Annotated in this window: 13 protein-coding genes; 6 read left to right on the plus strand and 7 right to left on the minus strand. The window is 67.5% G+C overall.

Annotated elements, in window-relative coordinates:
- Positions 1 to 2,497 (plus strand): hypothetical protein (locus Q8O14_08965; protein MDP2360871.1); only part of this gene is annotated, 2,497 nt, incomplete at its 5' end.
- Between the two features lie 409 nt (positions 2,498 to 2,906).
- Positions 2,907 to 5,432, plus strand: a complete 2,526-nt coding sequence (locus Q8O14_08970) for a S8 family serine peptidase (protein ID MDP2360872.1) — start codon at positions 2,907 to 2,909, stop codon at positions 5,430 to 5,432.
- A gap of 57 nt (positions 5,433 to 5,489) precedes the next feature.
- Here Q8O14_08970 and Q8O14_08975 read toward each other — a convergent pair whose 3' ends face one another.
- Together Q8O14_08975 and Q8O14_08980 are read right to left on the minus strand one after the other, a co-directional pair.
- Positions 5,490 to 6,038, minus strand: coding sequence for a nucleoside recognition domain-containing protein (locus tag Q8O14_08975; GenBank protein MDP2360873.1), 549 nt, complete (start codon positions 6,036 to 6,038; stop codon positions 5,490 to 5,492).
- Positions 6,028 to 6,648: a nucleoside recognition domain-containing protein gene (locus Q8O14_08980; protein MDP2360874.1), complete on the minus strand. Its 621-nt coding sequence runs from the start codon at positions 6,646 to 6,648 to the stop codon at positions 6,028 to 6,030. The genes Q8O14_08975 and Q8O14_08980 overlap by 11 nt, the downstream gene beginning before the upstream one ends.
- A gap of 480 nt (positions 6,649 to 7,128) precedes the next feature.
- On the opposite strand from Q8O14_08980, the gene pepN reads away from it, so the two are divergent.
- The 3 genes from pepN to Q8O14_08995 are packed head-to-tail and all read left to right on the plus strand — an operon-like array spanning position 7,129 to position 10,961.
- Positions 7,129 to 9,783, plus strand: a complete 2,655-nt coding sequence (gene pepN / locus Q8O14_08985; GenBank protein MDP2360875.1) for an aminopeptidase N — start codon at positions 7,129 to 7,131, stop codon at positions 9,781 to 9,783.
- 1 nt (position 9,784) lies between these two features.
- Complete coding sequence (locus Q8O14_08990; protein ID MDP2360876.1) at positions 9,785 to 10,261, plus strand: cytidine/deoxycytidylate deaminase family protein; 477 nt, start codon at positions 9,785 to 9,787, stop codon at positions 10,259 to 10,261.
- 25 nt (positions 10,262 to 10,286) lie between these two features.
- Positions 10,287 to 10,961: a tRNA-uridine aminocarboxypropyltransferase gene (locus Q8O14_08995; GenBank protein MDP2360877.1), complete on the plus strand. Its 675-nt coding sequence runs from the start codon at positions 10,287 to 10,289 to the stop codon at positions 10,959 to 10,961.
- Between the two features lie 161 nt (positions 10,962 to 11,122).
- On the opposite strand, the gene Q8O14_09000 is transcribed toward Q8O14_08995, so the two are convergent.
- From Q8O14_09000 to recG, 5 genes are all read right to left on the minus strand, one after another.
- The gene (locus Q8O14_09000; protein ID MDP2360878.1) at positions 11,123 to 12,181 is read right to left on the minus strand and encodes a T9SS type A sorting domain-containing protein; all 1,059 of its coding nucleotides are present in this window, start codon (positions 12,179 to 12,181) and stop codon (positions 11,123 to 11,125) included.
- Between the two features lie 253 nt (positions 12,182 to 12,434).
- A complete protein-coding gene (locus Q8O14_09005; protein MDP2360879.1) occupies positions 12,435 to 13,511 on the minus strand; it encodes a calcium/sodium antiporter in 1,077 nt (358 codons plus the stop codon).
- Between the two features lie 45 nt (positions 13,512 to 13,556).
- Positions 13,557 to 14,540, minus strand: a complete 984-nt coding sequence (locus tag Q8O14_09010) for a hypothetical protein (GenBank protein ID MDP2360880.1) — start codon at positions 14,538 to 14,540, stop codon at positions 13,557 to 13,559.
- Between the two features lie 212 nt (positions 14,541 to 14,752).
- A complete protein-coding gene (gene priA / locus Q8O14_09015; protein MDP2360881.1) occupies positions 14,753 to 17,257 on the minus strand; it encodes a primosomal protein N' in 2,505 nt (834 codons plus the stop codon).
- Positions 17,257 to 19,449 (minus strand): ATP-dependent DNA helicase RecG, encoded by a 2,193-nt coding sequence (recG, locus tag Q8O14_09020; protein ID MDP2360882.1) that lies wholly within the window; start codon positions 19,447 to 19,449, stop codon positions 17,257 to 17,259. The genes priA and recG overlap by 1 nt, the downstream gene beginning before the upstream one ends.
- 235 nt (positions 19,450 to 19,684) lie before the next feature.
- Between recG and Q8O14_09025 the strand changes: the two genes are divergently transcribed.
- Entirely contained in the window at positions 19,685 to 19,846 is a 162-nt protein-coding gene (locus Q8O14_09025) for a hypothetical protein (protein MDP2360883.1), read from the plus strand.
- Positions 19,847 to 20,132: the final 286 nt, after the last annotated feature.

Raw genomic sequence — 20,132 nt, forward strand, 5'->3', positions numbered from 1 at the left:
GAGCCACACCACGGGCATCACCAGCCCCAGCGGCGCCCAATACCTGCAGTACGTCTACAACGGGAGCTACGACGTCAACGCCACGCCCATGACGGCGCCCATCGCCCTGCTCATCAGCTCCAACGAGAACGGCTTCGGCCCGGTGAGCTATCCCGACGTGGCGGTCAATCCAACCAGCCTGAGCAAGACCCTGCCCCCCGGCGGCACGGATTCCGACGCCGTGACCGTCACCAACTCGGGCGAGGGCACCCTCATCTGGAACGCCAGCGTGACCACCTTCACGGCGGCGACCACGGTGCCCCACCTGGAGCTGGCCAAGGGCGAGGTCGACCCGCGGCCCGGCCAGGTGGCGCGCGACGCCGGCGGCCCCGACGCCTTCGGCTACTCCTGGAAGGACTCCAACGAGCCGGGCGGACCTGCCTTCAACTGGTTTGACATCAGCGGCATTGGCACGACCATCGGACCGGCGGACGACAGCAACTTCGGCCCCTACAACCTGGGCTTCACATTCCCCTATTACGGGAACGACTTCACCACGGTCCGGGTGTGCACCAACGGCTTCCTCAGCTTCACCAGCACCAGCAACTCCCTGTCCAACCAGGGCATTCCGAACACCAATGAGCCCAACAACATGCTCGCCCTGTTCTGGGACGACCTCAACCCCAATGCGGGCGGCTCGCTGAAGTACTATGTGGACAACGCCAACAACCGCTTCATCGTCCAGTGGACGAACGTGCCCATCTATGGCACCAGCAATCTGCAGACCTGCCAGGCCATCCTGCACGCCAATGGGCGCATCCTCTTCCAGTACCTCACCGTGACCAGCCCCACGGGCTGCACGGTGGGCATCGAGAACGGCGCGGGCACGGACGGCCTCCAGGTGGTGTTCAACGCGCCCTACCTGGCCAACGGCCTGGCCATCGAGTTCGCCACCACCATCCCCTGGCTGACCCTCGCGCCCGGCTCGGGCAGCGTGGCGCCCGGCGGCAGCGGCGGCTTCACGGTCAACTACGACGCCACCGAGATCCCCTACGGCACCTTCACGGGCCAGGTGAACTTCACCTGCAACGACCCGGACACGCCGACCATCACCATCCCGGTGACGATGATCGTCTCCGGTGACGACACGGTGCCGCCCACCATCATCCACACGGCGCTGGGCAACACGGAGAACACGGCTGGCCCCTACACCGTGAACGCCAACGTCACCGACCTGTCCGGCCTGGCGTCGGTCACCCTGGCCTACCGCATCAACGGCGGAACCTGGACCAACGTGGCCATGACGGGTGGACCCAACTACACGGCGGCCATCCCCGGCCAGCCCTTCAACACGACGGTGGATTACCAGATCACGGCGGTGGACGCCAGCCCCAACAACAATCAGGCGCAGACGCCGCAGCACACCTTCCTGGTGGTGGACACCTCGCTGCCGGTCATCGTCCATGTGCCGCTCACCAACACGCAGGATGCGGTCGGCCCCTACGTGGTCAACGCCACGGTCACGGACAACGCCGGCCTCGCCTCGGTCACCCTGGCCTATCGCATCAACAACGGCGCCTGGACCAACGTGGCCATGACGGGCGGCCCGCTCTACACAGCCAACATTCCCGGGCCGCGGCCCATCGGCACCATGATCGACTACCAGATCACGGCGGTGGACGCCAGCCCGGGCGGCAACACGGCGCAGACGGCGGTGATCACCTTCACCATCCTGGCCCCCACCGGTTTGGAATACTGCCAGGATTTCGAAACGGGCGGTCTGGATGACTTCACGACGGTCAACTTTGGCAGTGGCAACGATTGGGGGATCTCCACCTACAATAGCTACGCCGCCTATATCCAGTACAGCAGCACGAGCCAGGAAGACCACGCCGGCCTGATCAGCCCGGTCTTCGATTGCAGCGGGCAGGCCACCGTTCAGCTTGATTTCTGGATGCATTTGCGCTATGGCTACAGCAACTACTGGACCGATGCATATGTCAAGCTGTCCACGGACGGCGGCGCCACCTGGCCGCACACCATTGATGAATGGCATGCCGGACCGGATGATCCCGACGTGGTGGTGGAAGGCGACTTCAGCTATGACATCACGGCGCTGGCCGCCGGCCAGTCCAACGTCAAGCTCATGTTCGAGTTCCACGATCTCTATGACTGGTATTGGTATGTGGACGATGTGTGCGTCACCGGCACCTTGATCATCAACGAGCTGGAGCCGGTGGACCTCAACATCGCCTACCTGGGCGCCGGCGTGGCCCAGCTGTCCTGGGCGGCGGTCCCTGTGGCCACCAGCTACGACATCTATGTGGCCAACGCCATGGGCGGGACCTGGACCTTCCTGGCCAACACGACGGGAACCAGCCACAACCTGTCCACCGGCACCGGGTTGACGAGGGTCTACCGGGTGGTCACGCGCCAGGATGCCGCGGCGGCCGCGGCCGTGCACGTCAATCCGACGGCCCGCCGCCTCACGGAGGCCGAGCAACTGATGACCAAGTAATCGAGGGGGACGGCCACCCCGGTCCATGAAGTGAGGCCCCCCGCGAGCAGTCGCGGGGGGCCTTTCACCAACCCGGCACGGGCTTTGCGCGGAAAATGGGGCGCGATTGCCCAACCAACCGCCGCACGGCTTCAGCAGACCTAGCAGCCTGTCGGGCTTGGGCCTTGGATGGGATTCGCGCCCAAATCGAGGCCAGTTTTTCGGAATTTTCGCAGAGCATACTGGTGGTCTGTTCAAGAAAATTGCGGAAAATCCGGACCGATTGGGGCGATGAAGACCGCCAAGTGGCCAAGTCCGACAGGCTGCTGGCGCGACGCTGCCGCCTCCCTTCGGGATCGGGCGGGGCAATCAAATGTCTTGCCAACTGAACAAGTGAAGACGGGCCGCCGTCAAGCAGGAAGGGATCACGATGAAACAACTTGCTGTCATGTTGCTCTCGGCCGGCGTCGCCGCCGCGGGGACATTCTCTCCGGGTCTGGAGCGTCTCGTGGCCGACCGTCCCGGTGGGGAGACGATGACCGTGCTGCTGGCCATGCGCGAGCAGGCGGACATCACGACCCTCAGCGCCGAACTCAGCGCCCGCCGGGTCACGCGCGCCGAGCGCAACCGGCAGGTGGTGGAGCGTTTGACGGAGACGGCTGGAGTCTCCCAGGCCGCCTTGCTGGCCGAGCTGGAGCAGCTCAAGGCCGCGGGCAAGGTCGAAGGCTACACGCCTTATTGGATCACCAACGCCGTGGTTGTGCGCGCTCCCCTGGCCATCCTGCGCCAGCTGGCGGCGCGGGAGGACGTGGCGGTGGCGGAGCCCGATCTGCGGGTGGAGCTGATCCAGCCCATCCTGCCCGAGGGAGGCCCGGTGGAAGACGGTGGCAATGGTCAGCGCACGCCGGAGGCGGGCGTGACAGCCGTGCGCGCTCCCCAGGTCTGGAGCGAGTTGGGCATCACGGGCACGGGCGCCCTGGTGGGCGGCATCGACACCGGCGTGCTCGGCACACACACGGCGCTGAGTTCCCGCTGGCGTGGCAACAACGGACATCCCGCCAGCCAGTGCTGGATCGACGCGGCCAACCTGGGCCACACCACGCCGCAGGATGGGCATGGCCACGGCACCCACACCATGGGCACGATGGTGGGCGGCGCTCCCGGCGACGAGGTGGGCGTGGCCCCAGGGGCGCAGTGGATCGCCAGCAACTGCATCAACATGGGCACGGGCGCGGCCTTCGACAACGCCGTGATCGCCTCCTTCCAGTTCATGGCCAACCCTGACGGCAACCCGAACACCATCGACGACGTGCCGGACGTGGTGCAGAATAGCTGGGGCGTCAACGAAGGCTTCAGCGGCTACTTCGATTGTGACAGCCGCTGGTGGGCGGCCATTGACAACTGCGAGGCGGCGGGGGTCTGCGTCACCTGGTCCGCCGGCAACGAGGGTCCGGGCAGCACCACCCTGCGCAGCCCGGGGGATCGCGCCCTGACGCCCTACAATTGCTTCTCGGTGGGCGCCACCAGCGCCTTCTCCCCTTACACCATCGCCAGCTTCTCCTCGCGCGGGCCCAGCGGCTGTGGCGGCGCCTTCGCCATGAAGCCGGAGGTCTCGGCCCCCGGCGTGGACACGCGCAGCTGCTACAACAACGGCGGCTACACCGTGATGAGCGGCACCTCCATGGCCGGACCGCACGTGGCGGGAGTGGTGGCTCTCATGCGCAGCGCCAACCCGGACCTGGAGGTGGATCTCATCAAGCAGATCCTGATGGATACGGCCGTGGACCGGGGATCGGCCGGCGAGGACAACACCTACGGCCACGGCACGGTGGACGCCTACGAGGCGGTGCTGGCCGCCTTGGCCGGTTTCAACGACCTCTACCCGCCCATCATCCTGCTGCTGGAGACGGACCTGGCCCTGGCCGGCCAGCCCCTGACCGTGGCGGCCCGCGTCACCGACGCCAGCGGCCTCTCCTCCGTGACGCTTGACTGGCGTCTGGCGGAGGGCGAATGGCAGACCCTGCCCATGTCCCAGAGCGGACTTGTCTGGTCGGCCCAGATTCCCGGCCAGACGGGCGGCGCCACCCTGGAGTTCCGCGTCACGGCCGTGGATGCCTCGGAGAACGTCAACAGCGCCACCACACCGGTGGGCAGCCGGGTGGTCTACACCCGGATCCACGCCGACGGCTTCAACGGAGCATCAGCCTTCACCCACGAGGGCGGCGGCGGCCTGACCGACCAGTGGCACCTGGAGAGCGCCCGCGCCTTCGAGGGCAGCCACAGCTGGAAGTTCGGCGGCACGGGCACGGGCAACTACGCCAATGACGCAGGCGGCATCCTGACCAGCCCGACCCTGCCCCTGCCCGCCGGCGCGACGGAGATCACGGCCGCCATCCGATCCTGGATCGCCGCGGAGACCTCCGGCGCCTACCCGGACTCCTGCTACGACGGCGGCAAGTGGGAGATGAGCGTGAACGGCGGCCCCTGGCAGGACGCCCTGCCGGCCCCGGCCTATTCGCATGCTCTGCGTGGCGGCACCGCCACCGCCGCGCTGCGGGCCTGGCTGGGCTTCCCGGTGCGCCTCTACAGCGGCATCGCGGACTGGACCGTGCTCAGCGCGGTCGTGCCGCCGGCCGCCTCCACCGTGCAATTCCGCTGGCTCTTCGGAACGGACGTGGGCACGGTGCGAGAGGGCTGGTACCTGGATGACTTCCGGCTCCTGGCCCTGGTGGCGCCGGTGGTGGGAGCGCCGGTGGACGACCTGTCCATCAGTTGGTCGGACGGCGTGGCCACCCTGGATTGGAGTCCCCTGCCCGGCGCCCTTTCCTACAAGATCTATGCCAGCGAAGTGGCATGGGATGACACGCCGCTCCTGGTGGGCGAAGTGGCGACACCGTCCTTCCAACATTCCGGGGCGGGCACCATGCGCTTCTATCAGGTGCGGGTCGTCTACTAAGGCGCCCGGCCGCAAGCAGATCGGCGCCGGATTCCACTTGGGGTCCGGCGCTTTCCCTTATCCGAACATGACGCGGCAGATCCACAGCGCCGCCAGCAGGCCGGCGGCGTCGGCCAGCAGGCCGGCGATCAGGGCATGGCGAGTGCGGCGGATGCCCACCGAACCGAAGTAGACGGCCAGCACGTAGAAGGTCGTCTCGGTGGAGCCGTACATGGTGCTGGCCAAGCGGCCGATGAAGGAGTCGGGGCCGTGCACCTGAATGAGTTCGGTGACCAGGCCCAGGCTGCCCGAACCGGAGAGGGGACGCATCAGGGCGGCAGGGAGCGCCTCCACCGGGAATCCGATGGCCGCCGTGAGCGGTGCCAGCAGGCCGGCCAACAGATCCAGGGCGCCGGAGGCGCGAAACATGCCGATGGCCACCAGAATGGCCACCAGGTAGGGAATGATGCGCAGAGCCACCTCGAAGCCGCCCTTGGCCCCTTCGATGAACTCCTCGTAGAGCTTGACTCGGCGCGCCACGGCGAAGACGGGAATGGCGACGAAAAGGAATGGCACCAGGGCGTGTGAGAAGGCGTCGATGGCCGGGCGGAGCAGCTCAACCGTCATGGCGCGCCTCCCCGCCTTGCTCGGCGGGCTGGATGGGGAAGAAGCGCGGCAAGAGGCGGCTGGCCAGGATGGCCACCACCGTGGCGATGCCCGAGGCGACCAGGGTGGTTCCCACGATCTCCGCCGGTTGGGCGCTGCCGGCGCCGGCCCGCACGGCGATGATGGTGGTCGGGATAAGGGTGATGCTGGCGGTGTTGATGGCCAGGAAGGTCACCTGGCTGTTGCTGGCCGTGTCCTTGCGCGGATTGAGTTCCTGCAGCTGCTCCATCGCTTTCAGGCCCAGGGGCGTGGCGGCGTTGCCCAAGCCCAGCCAGCTGGCGCTGATGTTGAGCAGCATGGAGCCCAGCGCGGGATGACCATCGGGAATGTCCGGGAAGAGGCGGCGAAAGATGGGGCGGATTGCCTTGGCCAGCAATTGGATCATTCCCGCCTTCTCCGCGACTCGCATCAGGCCCAGCCACAGGCTCATGACACCGATGAGGGAAAGGGCGATGGTCACGGCCACGCCGGCCATGTCGAAGGCGGCCTTGCTCACCTCGTCCAGGCGACCGGTGAAGGCGCCCACCACGACGCTGCCCACCACGAGGGCCAGCCAGATCCAGGTCATCATGGGCTGCTCCTAGGTTTTTCTGGTTGAGCGGGAGGATGGCCCTCCGCGACCGGGACATCTACCGCGAAGATATCAATCGGGCCTTCCCCCAACATGTCAACCGGATGCAAATGAACGGTTCAGTTGTGATCCGCGTCACATGCGATGAAGCCATGTGTTCCGAACGATCTGCCCGATCTTGCACAAATTGTGCAATTCCCAGCCGCTGACCCGCACAAGCCTTGTTGACTGTTAACAGGTTTGAAACTGGCACACGATTCGCCTTAAGCAAGCTGAATCAGCTTTGTCAAGGCCTGCGGCAGCAGGTGGTTCCCTCGTGCATGAACCATGAGCGGAACGGTGGAGTCGGGTAGGCAGCCGGACTCATGCAGAATAGCCCGGAGCAATCCGGGCTTTCTATATCTCCTCCACAAATTCTAATTTCAGTCGGTTGACAGTGTTGATGGTCAACCTGATTTCAATAGTAAGAAAGGCCGCACGATGGCTCGCCAAACCCGCGACATCCAGCTAAAGGATTATAATCCCTCAAGTTGGCAGATACATTCGGCAAATCTTCTGTTCGACCTGTATGACGACCATGCCTTGGTGCATGCCCGGCTTGAATTGTCGCCCCGGCCTGGCCGGCCGCCGGCCGAGCTGCGCCTCGCGGGCGAGGCCTTGGACTTGATCAGCGTGGCCGTGGATGGCGCCGTGGCGCCCGCCGGCTCCTGGCGCGTCGAGCAAGGCGAATTGATCATCAGCGGTTTGCGCGGCGAGCATGTGGTGGAGACGGTCTCCCGCATCCATCCCGCCGCCAACACCGAGTTGTCGGGGCTTTACCTTTCCGACGGCATCTTTTGCACCCAGTGTGAAGCGGAGGGCTTCCGCCACATCACCTGGTTCCTGGACCGGCCCGATGTCATGTGCCTGTTCACGACCACCATCCAGGCTGATCGGGAGCGCTGCCCGGTCCTGCTCTCCAATGGCAACCTGGAGGACAGCGGAGAACTGGAGGATGGCCGGCACTGGGCGCGGTGGTCGGATCCCTTTCCCAAGCCGAGCTACCTCTTTGCCATGGTGGCCGGCCGGCTGGAACACATCGAGGATCGTTTCACCACGGCCAGCGGCCGGGACGTGGCCCTGCGCATCTACACTGAGGCCCACAACGTCCACAAGTGCGGCTTCGCCATGGAGTCCCTCAAGCGGGCGATGGCCTGGGACGAACAGGCCTACGGCCGCGAGTACGATCTGGATATCTTCATGATCGTCGCCGTGGACGCCTTCAACATGGGCGCCATGGAGAACAAGGGCTTGAACATCTTCAACAGCTCGCTGGTGCTGGCCCTGCCCGAGGCCACCACCGACGACACCTTCGACAGCATCGAAGGCGTGGTGGCCCACGAGTACTTCCACAACTGGACGGGGAATCGCATCACCTGCCGGGACTGGTTCCAGATCACGCTGAAGGAGGGGTTGACCGTCTTCCGCGACCAGGAGTTCTCCGCCGACATGGGTTCGCGGGCCGTCTGCCGTATTTCGGCCGTGCAGCTCCTGCGCGGCCGGCAGTTCCCCGAGGACGCCAGCCCCATGGCCCATCCCATCCAACCCGTCAGCTACCAGAAGATCGACAACTTCTACACGGCCACCGTTTACGAGAAGGGCGCCGAAGTCATCCGCATGATGCACACGCTGCTTGGTCCGGAGGGCTGGCGGCGGGGCATGGATTGCTACTTCGCCCGCCACGACGGACAGGCCGTGACGACGGAGGACTTCGTCAAGGCGCTGGAGGACGGCTCCGGGCGGGATCTGGGACAGTTCCGCCGCTGGTACCGGCAGGTGGGCACGCCCCGCCTCACCGTGCGCGAGAACTGGGATCCCGCGGGGGGCGAGCTCCACCTGGAGCTGTCCCAGCAGGTGCCGGGCTGGGCGGCGGGGGCCGAGGCCGGTCCCCTGCACATTCCCGTGGCGATCGGCCTGCTGGACAAGGAAGGCCGGGAGCTGCCCACTCGCCTGCATGAGGAGGCGGATGCACAGCCGGCCGGCACGCGACTGCTCGAGCTGCGCGACGAGCGCCGCCGCTTCACCTTCACGGGCTTGACGGCACGCCCCCACCTCAGCCTGCTGCGCGGCTTCAGCGCCCCGGTCCGCGTGGAGCGCGAGACCGCCCGGGAGGAGCTGGGCTTCCTGCTGGCCAGGGACTCGGACGCCTTTGCCCGCTGGGAGGCAGGGCAGGCCCTCTACACCCGATCCCTGCTGGCCGCCGTGGAAGGGTTGCGGAAGGGGCGCGGCGCGGAGGTGGATCCCATCATGCTTGTGGCCTGGGGAGCCACCCTGGCCGACGCCGATCAGGATCCCGCCTTCATCGCCCTGGCCCTCCAACTGCCGGGCTACACCGTGCTGGAACAGGAGTACGATGAGGTGCCGGTTGAGGCGCTGGTCCAGGCCCTGGATCTGCACCGCCGCCAGCTGGCCGTGACACATGGCGACGCGCTGATGGCCGTCTACGAGCGCTATGCACGTGAACTGGCGGCCCGTCCCTATGATCGAGAACCACGCTCCGCCGGGCAGCGGACTCTCAAGAACGCCTGCCTGGCCTTGCTGGGCGAGGCGGAGGTGAAGGAAGCGGCTCGTCTGGCCATGCGCCAGTATCGCGGGGCGCAATGCATGTCGGACACGATGGGCGCCCTGGCGGCCATGACCCACTGCCACAGGCCCGAGCGCGAAGAGGCGCTGGCGGACTTCGCCGCACGCTGGGGTCAGGATCCGGTGGTGATGAACTCCTGGTTCGCCGTGCAGGCGGTCGCGCGGCGGGAGGACACCCTGGAGCGCATCGGCGCTCTCATGCAACATCCGGCCTTCGACATCAAAAACCCCAACAAGGTGCGCGCCCTCATCAGCACCTTCGCCGCGCGCAACCCGGCCCGCTTCCACAAGGCGGACGGAAGCGCCTACCGCTTCTTCACGGATCGGGTGGTGGAGGTGGATGCGCTCAACGCGACCATGGGCAGCAGCATGGTGCGGCCCCTCATGTCCTGGCGCCGCCATGAGCCGGCGCGCGCCGCCCTGCTCAAGGAGCAGCTGGAACGGTTGGCCGCGACGGAGGGGCTGTCCGCCAATTCCTACGAGATCGTCTCCAAGAGCCTGGCGGAGGCCTGACATGTCGCGACCCAGCTGGGACGAGTACTTCATCGGCCTGGTGCGGGAAGTGGCCAAGCGCGCCACCTGCGACCGGGGGAAGAGCGGCTGCCTGATCGTGCGCGACAAGCGCATCATCTGCACGGGCTACGTGGGATCCCCGCCCGGACTGCCCCACTGCGACGAGGCGGGCCACCTCATGAAGCAGCTGGTGGATGACGACGGACAGGTTTCCCGCCACTGCGTGCGCACCATCCACGCCGAGCAGAACGCCATCTGCCAGGCGGCGCGCCACGGCACGGCCCTGGACGGCGCCACCCTCTATTGCACGATGGAACCCTGCCGCACCTGCGCTCTCCTCATCATCAGCTGCGGTATCCGGCGTGTGGTGGCGGAGCGCCGCTATCACGCCGCCGGCGAGACAAGGGAGTTGTTCCAGATGGCGGGAGTGGACCTGGTCGTGCAGAACGACGAAGTGGAACGCTACGAGAACCAGTGACCACATGCCGGACGACGGTGGAAGAGTGTCCCGCCCGCCCCGTCGCCCGCCCGCCCTCAACGTCGGCCAGTCCTGTCGGCACTGCCGCATGCTGGCCGACCTTTGCGTCTGTCAGGTGGTGCCGCGCCGGATGACGCGCACCCGGCTGGTTCTGATCATGCACCACATCGAGGCCCGCCGGCAGAGCAACACCGGCCGCCTCGCCCTGAGCGCGCTGGAGCATGCGGAGATCCTTCTGCGCGGCCGGCCTGATCAAAGCCTTGACCTGTCCCGCTTGATCGATCCGGCGCGCCGCCTGCTCCTGCTCTTTCCCAGTCCGGAGGCCGAGCTGCTGGATGAGGCCTACGTCGCCCGCGACGACCGCCCGGTCACTCTCATCGTGCCCGACGGCACCTGGAACCTGGCCCGCAAGATTCCCCTGCGCCAGCCGGAGCTGCGTCCCCTGCCCCGGGTCCGCCTGGGCCTGGAGGAGCCATCCGCCTACCGCCTGCGCCACTCGCCGCATCCGGACAAGCTGTCCACCCTGGAGGCCATCGCCCGGGCCCTGGGCGTCCTCGAAGGGCCGGAGCTGCGCCGGGACCTGGAGACGCTCTTCCAGGTGGCCCGCGATCGCATCCTCTGGAGCCAGGGCAAGCTGCGCGAGGAACTCGTGGCTGGTGGCCTGCCCTTCCGCGCCCGGCCCTGGGCGGCCAAGGCCTGACCCCGCATCAATCAAGAAAAGCCCGACGCCTGCAAGCAGGGGCCGGGCTATGAGTACGTTGGGGATGCAATCAGGGGAGGCTGGAGCCGTTGTCCTGCATCAATCAGGGGCAGGGAGAGAAAAGACCGGGCCTCGCAAGAGGCCCGGTCCAGTTAATAGACTTACTTCACCAGCACCATCTTGCGGGTGTCGGTGACACCGGCGCCCTCGAAAGTGTAGAAGTACACGCCCGAGGTGAGACCGGAGGCATCGAAGACCACGTTGTGGTTGCCGCGGGAGGTCAGGCCGTTCACCAGGGAGGCCACCTCACGACCGGCCAAATCGAAAACCTTCAGGCTGGCCACGCCGGTCTCCGGCATGGTGAAGGAGATCGTCGTGGTGGGGTTGAAGGGGTTCGGGTAGTTCTGGCCCAGGGTGAAGTCCATGGGCAGCTCATCCGCCGTCACCTCGTCGCCATTGTCGTCGATCACGCAGGCACAGATGTCATCGATGTACTGGTAGGCGCCGGTCGCGGCGGGAACAAAGCCGCCAAAACCGATCCAACCGCCCGTCAGGCCGCCCACGGCCGTCCAGGGCACAATCACCTCTTCCGCAAGCATTTCGAAGAGGGTGACCTTCACGGCGTTTGTGAAATCGTCGTAGCGGATGCGGATCAGGTGGAAGTTCTGGTCGTAGATCGGCAGTGCGCCGCTGGTGACAAAGGCACCGTCCTCATAGACATCCAGCGTGGCGCCGGCGGGCGTGCGGTCGATGATGAAAGAGAGGCCGGCGGCCGCGATAGGGGTCAGGGTGGCGAAGGTGGCGGCGTCCATGGAGGCGGGCGTCAGGTAGAAGCCCAAGGCGTCGGCGGCCTCCTGCACGGCGAAGTAGAAGGTGACGTCGAGGGTGCGGCCAGTCCAGTCATAGCTGGCAGGACTCTGCACATAAGTCTTGGCGTTGAAGCCCGAACCGGCGGTGCGGTTCATGCGCAGGACATCATAGGCGCCAATGACCGACGGATCACCCGTGCTGGGCCACTCGCTGCCGCTGTGGGTGGCGTCGCTGGTGCAGAAGCACTCCGTCCACACGCAGCCGGCGTCAAGGGTGGCGGCCATGTACTGACCCGGGTGGAAAGGGAACCCCACGTCCCCGCCCGTGTCAGGCTCGACCACCGGATGACCGGCCAAAGCGACGGCCGCCATGGTGATCGAGACAGTAAGCAGTGTTGCGAACCTCTTCATCAGAAACCCCCTTCGTCTTATTGGCGACCCGGGATCCCTGCGCGGAGGCAGTGGACACACGTGTCGCGTGACACCATTTGTTTCGGCTTCTGGAGAAGGAGGTGGGTTTGATTGCTAATTCGAGGGCAAATCTAGGGGCTGCAAAGCTAAGATGCAAGGGTTTTCTAAGAATTCTCGCGAGCGACCGGGCGCTGTGTCCAGGTCGGCCTTCCCATTCCAATTCGTGCGGCGCTTGATGTGATAAGGAAGACGATCAATGGGATGGCCCTCGTTGCCGCCAGGCTTGGAACAGAAGGGGCAGGGCCATGGCCGGAATGACGAACAAAAAGAAGATGCGATGGCTTGGCCCAAAGGCCGCATGTTGAATTGTGTGCAGCACTAGCAGGACTGTGTAAATTAAGTACAAAACAAGTAAACCTACTCCCTCTAGCCTTGTAATGGTATGTTCGGTGAAAAAGACAGGCAGGCAGGCGGCAGCTGCCACCAAGAGCAGGGGGTAATCCAGTTGGAAAAGGATGGCGGGTACGGGGATGCCCCCTCCGGCGACGACGGCGCTGGGTCCCAGCACGCCCAGGATGTTGGCGATGTTGCTGCCCACCACGCCCCCCACGGCGATGTCCCGCTGGCCACGCAGGGTGGCCATGATGGCGGTGGCGATTTCAGGCAGGGAGGTGCCGATGGCGACGACGGTGAGTCCGATCACCATCTGGCTGATGCCCAGCCGCTGCGCCAGGGCCATGGCCCCCTGCACCAGCCAGTGGGAGCCCAGCACAAGCAGCGCCAGACCGGTCAGGGTGGTGAGAAGGGGGATGAGCCAGCCGCGGGATGTGGCGGGGGGGTGGGCGTCGGCCGGCGTCAGGGGCGCGGCCTCGGGCCTTTCATCGGCCTTGCCCAGCCGATAGGCCAAGGCCGAATAGGCCAGCATGCCCAGGGTCAGGAGCAGCCCGTCCAGGCGCCCGATGCGGCCGTCCAGCGAGAGCAGGACAAGCAGGATCGAGACGCCGATCATGATGGGAACATCCACCCGCACCAGCAGGCGGGTCACCACCAGCGGCGTGATGAGGGCGGCCAGGCCCAGCACCACCAGCACGTTGAGGATGTTGCTGCCCACCACATTGCCCAGCACCAGGTCGACGCTGGCGGAGCCGCCCAGGGCCGCCTTCAGGCTCACCGCCAGTTCCGGCGAGCTGGTGCCGAAGGCGACGACGGTCAAGCCGATCATCAGGGGGGAGAGGCCCAGCCGCGCCGCCAGCGTGGAGGCGCCGCGCACCAGCAGCTCGGCTCCCGCCACCAGCAGCACGAGGCCAAGGATGAAAAGAAAGGCGGTCATCGGTGAAGTGATCCTCAGGGCACGTGGTTGCTGAACAAGTCCGGGCTACACCAGGAATTCGTCGTCGTCCTCCTCCTCGGCCTCGCGGGACCAGCGGTCCAGGATGCGCCTGGCCCGACGGCGCCGAATCCACCAGACGACCCCCGCCAAAACGATGATGCCGCCCCACACCCAACTGGAGAAGTCCATCAGGAAGTAAAGGCCGCGCTGACTTTTCAACCAGTCCTGCCAATCGCTCTCGAAGCGGTAGTAGCCGCCGCCGGTGGCCTGGTCGAAGGCCTCGTTGAAGCCTGTGCCGCGCCCGACCAGGGTCAGCATGTGGACCAGGGCGACCCGGCCGTGGCGCTCCAGGAAGAAGCGCACGGCGCTCTCGGCCTCCATGTAGGCCAGCTCCGCCTGCTGGCTGCTAAAGGAGTGCAGGTTGTCCAGCTGCGTCAGAGGAATGAGGGATCCTGTCGTGATGGCCTTGGAGAGGCTGATCCCCGCCCCGTCCGGGCGGATGCCGTAGGGCAGGCCGGAGAGGCGGACGGCCAGTCCCTCCTCGAGCCAGACGGGGATCCAGTTGCCGCGCCGCAGCCGGCCCACGCCCAGGTGGGTCATCTCGTGACGGATGGTGGCGCCGGCGTTGCGCTCCACATCGCCCCAGCGCGGACTCTTGAGGACGATGCGGCCTTGCTCCGGGTTGGCCACGGCGCCCGCCCAGTGGGGCGTGCCGCTGCCCGCCAGGCGGTAGAAGTGGGCGGGATCCCAGGCCACCACGATATGGCTGCCGCGGAAATTGCGCAGGTCCAGCTCATCGGCCAGACGCTGCTCGCTGGCCTGGACCACGCCCGCCACATGGGCGGCGAAGGACTGGTCGACCCGGTGGTAGTAGAGGCGGAAGTCGCCCAGGTTCTGCTCGGCAAAGGCGGCCGCCACCGGCGCGTCCAGGCCTGCCAACACGGCGGCGGGCGGGGCCGCCGGCGCGGGCAGGGCCAGCAGCAGCCACAGGAGAAGGATGGGGGCCAGCAGCCTGTCGGACTTGGCCACTTGGCGGTCGTCGCATGGCTTACGCCATGCTTCCTGCCGAAGCTTCGCTTCGGCCAAGCCCAATCCGCTTGCGGATTGGGCCCAATCGGTCTGGATTTTCCGCAAGTTTCTTGAACAGACCACCAGCATGCCCTGCGAAATTTCCGAACAACCGGCCTCGATCTGGGCGCGAATCCCATCCAAGGCCCAAGCCAGATAGGCTGCTAGGCGCGTCACATCACGCCCTGGGGGTCCATGTCGATGATCAAGCTCAGGTCGCGCTCCTTCAGGGCTTTGTTGAAGTATTCGCGGCAGGCCAGCGCCGCCTCGCGCAAGCGGCGGCCGCCAGCGTCCTGGTCGCGCCGGCTGCGCAAGAGCAGGTGGAAGCGGTACTCCCGCCGCACCATGCGCACCGGGGCCGGCCCAGGATTGAGCGCCCCCACCCGGGCCGGACGCGGCACCTCGTCGTAGAGGCGCCGACAGGCCCGTTCGGCCAGGACCTCGTCGGCGGATTTGACAAGCAGCCGGCAAAGTCGCGTGAAGGGCGGGTAGCCGGACTGGTGGCGCACCTCCAGCTCCTCGTCGGCGAAGCCAAGGTAGTCATGGGCGGCGGCCTGCCGCAGGACGGGATGGTCGGGCGTCATGGTCTGCACCACGACGCGGCCGGGCAGTTCGCCGCGGCCGGCCCGCCCCGCCAGTTGGCTGACCAGCTGGAAACCCCATTCCCGCGCCCGGAAGTCCTGCAGGTTCAGCTCGGTGTCGGCCTGGATGACCCCGGCCAGGGTCACGCCCGTGAAATCCAGCCCCTTGGCCACGCCCTGCGTGCCCAGCAGGACCTCGAAGCGGCCCTCGTTGAAATCCCGCACCATGCGGATGTAGGCGCCGCGGCGCCGCGTGGTGTCGCGATCCATGCGCAGCAGGCGGACATCGGGCAGCAGCTCGGCCAGCTCCTCCTCGATCTTTTGCGTGCCGGCCCCCAGGAAGCCCAGCTCGGCGCCGCGGCAGGCTGGACAGGCCTCGGGGGTGGGCAGTTCCAGGCCGCAGAGATGGCAATGGCATTGGCCCGTGCTGCGGTGCCAGACGAGCGAGACATCGCAGCGGGGGCAGTGCAGCACCTCGCCGCAGGCCGGGCATTGCAGCCAGGGCGAGTGGCCGCGCCTGTTCTGGAGGAGGATGGTCTGCCGTCCCGCCGCCCGCGCCGCCAGCAGCGCCTCCACCAGCACGCCGCTGAAGTTGCGCTGGGTGCGGCCGCGGCCGGCCAGCTGGTCGCGCTCGGCCTTCATGTCCACCAGCTCCACCGGAGGCAGGGGGCGGTCCGCCACCCGGCGGGGAAGCTCCAGCAGCTGATAGCGGCCCTGGCGCACGTTCCACCAGGATTCCAGGGAGGGCGTGGCGCTGCCCATGAGAATGGGGATGCCCAGTTGCTGGGCACGCAGCACGGCGGCGTCGCGGGCATGGTAGCGGGGCGCCGGCTCCGCCTGCTTGAAGGAACTCTCGTGCTCCTCGTCCACCACGATGAGTCCCAGGCGGCGGATGGGGGCGAAGAGGGCGCTGCGGGCGCCCACCACCACGCGGATGGAGCCTTCGCGCAGGGCCCGCCAGATGGCGAAACGCTGCGCGCCCGAGAGCTGGCTGTGGATGACGGCCACATCCTGGCCGAGGTAGCCCTGGAAACGAGCCACGATCTGCGGGGTGAGGGCGATCTCCGGCACCAGGACCAGCACGCCGCCGCCCGCTGCCCGCGTGCGCCGGGCCAGCTCGAGATAGACCTGGGTCTTGCCGCTGCCCGTCACGCCCCTCAGCAGGAAAGGTTGAAAGCGGCCCGGCCGCCGTCCGGGACCGGGCAGACAGGGCACCACCGCCGCCGCCACCTGTTCCTGCTCATCCGTGAGGATGATGTCGCGCACGCTGGCGTCCAGGTCGTAGCCCGAGGCGGAAGGCTCCGCCTCCTCCTCGTCCTCGCGCAGGACGCCGCCTTGCGCCAGGGAGCGGATCACGGCCGGGGTCCAGCCCTGGGCCAGCACCTCGGACCGCTCGAGGCGGCCATCCCCGGTGCCGCCCAGCAGCAGCATGAGCGCCGCCTGGCGCGGGGCGCGCCGTTCGCGCTCGGCCAGCTGGGCGCGGAACTCGGGCGTGCCGGCCGGGTGGACCAGGCCCAGGACGCGGCGGGTGGGGGCCCGGCGCCGTTCGCCGTCCAGGGCGTCGCGACGGACCAGGTGGCCGGCGGCGATGAGCTGGTTGAGGTCGTGATGAAAGGCGCCGCCCATCTCCTGGGCCAGCCAGGAACGGCTGACAGTGCCGCGCTCGCGGACCAGCCGCAGGATGGCCTCGCGGCGCGGCGTAAGTCGAAGGGGCCGGCGCAGGGCGGGATCGGCCTGCTCCTCCAGCCAGCAGCGCACCGTGCCGTTGATGCCGGGGGGCAAGGCCGCCTTCAGCACCTCGCCCGTGCTGCACAGGTAGTACTCGGCCAGGCGGGCCGCGAAGGCGACCAGGCCCTCGTCGAGCAGGGGCGTCTCGTCGATGAGGTCGAGCACGGGCTTGAGGCCGGGGGGCGGCTCCCGCCGCGCCACGGCGGCCACGTAACCGATCAGACGCTGGCCGCCCAGGGGCACCAGCACGCGCGAGCCGACGGCCAGGTCGGCGGCGAACTCGTCGGGGACGGCGTAGGAGTAGAGACGCGGCACGGGCAGGGGCAGGGCCACGTCGGCCAGCAGCGGCAGCGCGGAGGGCGGGGGCATCAGTCCTCCACCCGGGCCAGCCGGTCGGCGTAGGTGGTGTGCAGGTGCTCGCGCAGGACGGGCGCCTGGCTCAGGCCCGGATCCTCCTCGACCAGCTGGAAGGCGGCGTCCCGCGCCTGGATGAGCAGCTCCGTGTCGCGCAGGAGGTCGGCGATGCGGAACTCGGGCAGGCCGCTCTGCCGCGTGCCGAAGAAGTCGCCCGTGCCGCGCATGCGCAGGTCGGCCTCGGCGATGACGAAACCATCCTGGGTGGCGGCCATCGTCTCCAGGCGTTCTCGCCCTTCGTTGGAGAGGGCTTTGCCCGCCACCAGCACGCACCAGGACTTGTCCGCGCCCCGCCCCACGCGGCCCCGCAGCTGATGGAGCTGCGCCAGCCCGAAGCGCTCCGCCTGTTCGACGACCATGATGGTGGCCCGCGGGTTGTCCACGCCCACCTCGATCACGGTGGTGGAGACGAGCACGCGCAGGCCGCCCTCCAGGAAGGAGCGCATCACCGCCTCCTTCTCCGCCGCTTTCATCCGGCCGTGGAGCAGGCCGACGGGCAAGCCGGCCAGCCAGTCCGCCTGCAATTCGGCGCAGGCCTCCTCGGCGGCGCGCAGGTCCAGCTTCTCGCTCTCCTCGACCAGGGGATAGACGACGTAGGCCTGGGCGCCCTTGTCCACCTGTTCCCGCACGAAGCGGAAGATCTCCGGGCGCTTGTTCTCGCGACGCCAGACGGTGGTGACGGGCAGGCGGCCGGGCGGCAGCTCGCGGATGACCGAGAGGTCCATGTCGCCGTAACCGACAATGGCCAGCGTGCGGGGAATGGGCGTGGCCGTCATCACCAGGGTGTCGAGGACGGGAGCCTTGCGGCGCAGGCGGGCCCGCTGCTCCACGCCGAAGCGGTGCTGTTCGTCGATGATGGCGAGGCCCAGGTCGGCGAACGCGACCTCGTCCTGGATGAGGGCGTGCGTCCCCACCACCAGGTGGGCCAGGCCGGAGGCCGTCTCCTGCAAGGCCCGCCGCCGGGCCGCCGCCAGGCGCGAGCCGGTGAGCAGGGCCACGCGCAGCCCCAGTGGCTCCGCCAGCCGGATGAGGGTGCGGGCATGCTGCTCGGCCAGGATCTCGGTGGGCGCCATGAGGGCGGCCTGGTGGCCGTTGTCCACGCAGAGCAGCATGGCGCAGAGGGCGACAAGGGTCTTGCCGCAGCCCACGTCGCCCTGGAGCAGGCGATTCATGGGATGGGGCGAGCGCATGTCGCGGAAGATCTCGTCCACGGCGCGGCGCTGGCCCGCCGTCAACCGGAAGGGCAGCGAGTCCAGCAGGCGGTCCACCAACCCGCTGTCGCGATCGAACTGGAGGCCCTTCTCGGCGCGTCCGATCGTCGCCTTGCGCCAGGCCAGCATCAGCTCCAGCAGGAAGAACTCCTCGAACTTGAGGCGGTGGCGGGCCCGCTCCACATCCTCCATCGATCGGCCGAGGTGCACCTCGCGCAGCGCCGAGGCCAGGTCCACCAGACCGAAGCGGCGGCGCAGGGCGGGCGGCAGGGGATCGGCCGGCTCCACGCGGTGACGCTGGAAGAGGCCACGGATGATGCGCGAGAGGGCGCGACTATCCAGCCAGGCGCGGCGCAACTCCTCGCTGCCCGGATAGATGGGCACCACCTGGCCCTGGTAGTTGAGATCCTCCGGGGCCTGGGAGGGCGCGTCGGGATCCACCTCCGTCTCGTCGATGGCCAGCTTTTCCACGGCGGGGTGCTGGAACTGCCAGCCGCGGTAGAAGGAGGGTTTGGCGCTGGCGGCGATGACGTCCCCCGCCTGCAGGAATTTCTGCACCCAGGCCACCCGGTTGAACCAGACGAGGGTCATGCGCCCGCTGCCGTCCGCCAGGACCGCTTCGCAGCGTTGGCCTTTGGCGAAGCCCTTCACCTGCACGGTGAGGAGGCGGCCCACCACCGTGATCTCTCCCATCTCCGTCCGCAGGTCGGCGATGCGCGTCACGCTGGTGCGGTCCAGATAGCGGCGGGGATAGAAGTGGAGCAGGTCTTCTACGATGCGAAGCCCATGGCGGGCCAGGACTTCCGCCTTGCGTGGCCCCACTCCCTTCAACCAGGTCAGCTCGTCGTCCAAGAAGGGCGGACGCGCCAGGGTGGCCACGGCCGCGGGGGCGGCCGGCCGATCCGGCCGTGCGGGTTGAAGCTGCTCCCCCGTCATCGCGCCACCATCCTCTGTTGCATTCGTTCTGCGGAATATGCGTCAAATCTAGTACTGGAGCGAACCGACGCCAAGTTGTTGCGATTTTCCAAAGCTGACTCAGCTTTGGAAAAATTCATCCAGCTTGAGAAAAACCTTGCGCGGCCGGTGGCCGGATGGTACTCTCGCCCCGCATTCAAGCAAAATCGAACGGTTTGACCATCTGCCACACACAGGCCTGACAGGGGGGGTGTCCATGTCCGCTATTGAAGATGCGGTATTGATCCTGGGGGAGGAACGCGTCGCGGAAATCCGGGCCAACGTGGACGATCTGCTCAAGCAGGTCCTGGCCAACCGGGCCCGCTATGCCCGCAAGCGCCCCCTGGTCGAACAGGAGAGCTGCCTGAACGCGGCCTGAGCCGCCTCCGCTCGATGATCTTGCCCGACCCGCCTTGCCCATGCACACCCACATCCCACCCGCGCGCCGCGCCGCCATCCTGCGACCATCGGCAGGTCCGGGGTGTCGACGTCGTCCTGCCCCGGCCAGGCGAACCACGTGGGGACCGACCCCTACACTTCTGTCCTTTCGAACTCCTGACGGTGGTTTCAGCCGCGGCGCGAGGCGTCGTCCGCGGCAACAGGCTGCTGGACATCCGCGCGCCCTTGGTGCCGCAGGACGACGTGCGTGGCTTTCTCCGATGCGG

It is taken from the genome of bacterium (assembly GCA_030685015.1).
Taxonomy (GTDB): Bacteria; CAIWAD01; CAIWAD01; order CAIWAD01; family CAIWAD01; genus CAIWAD01.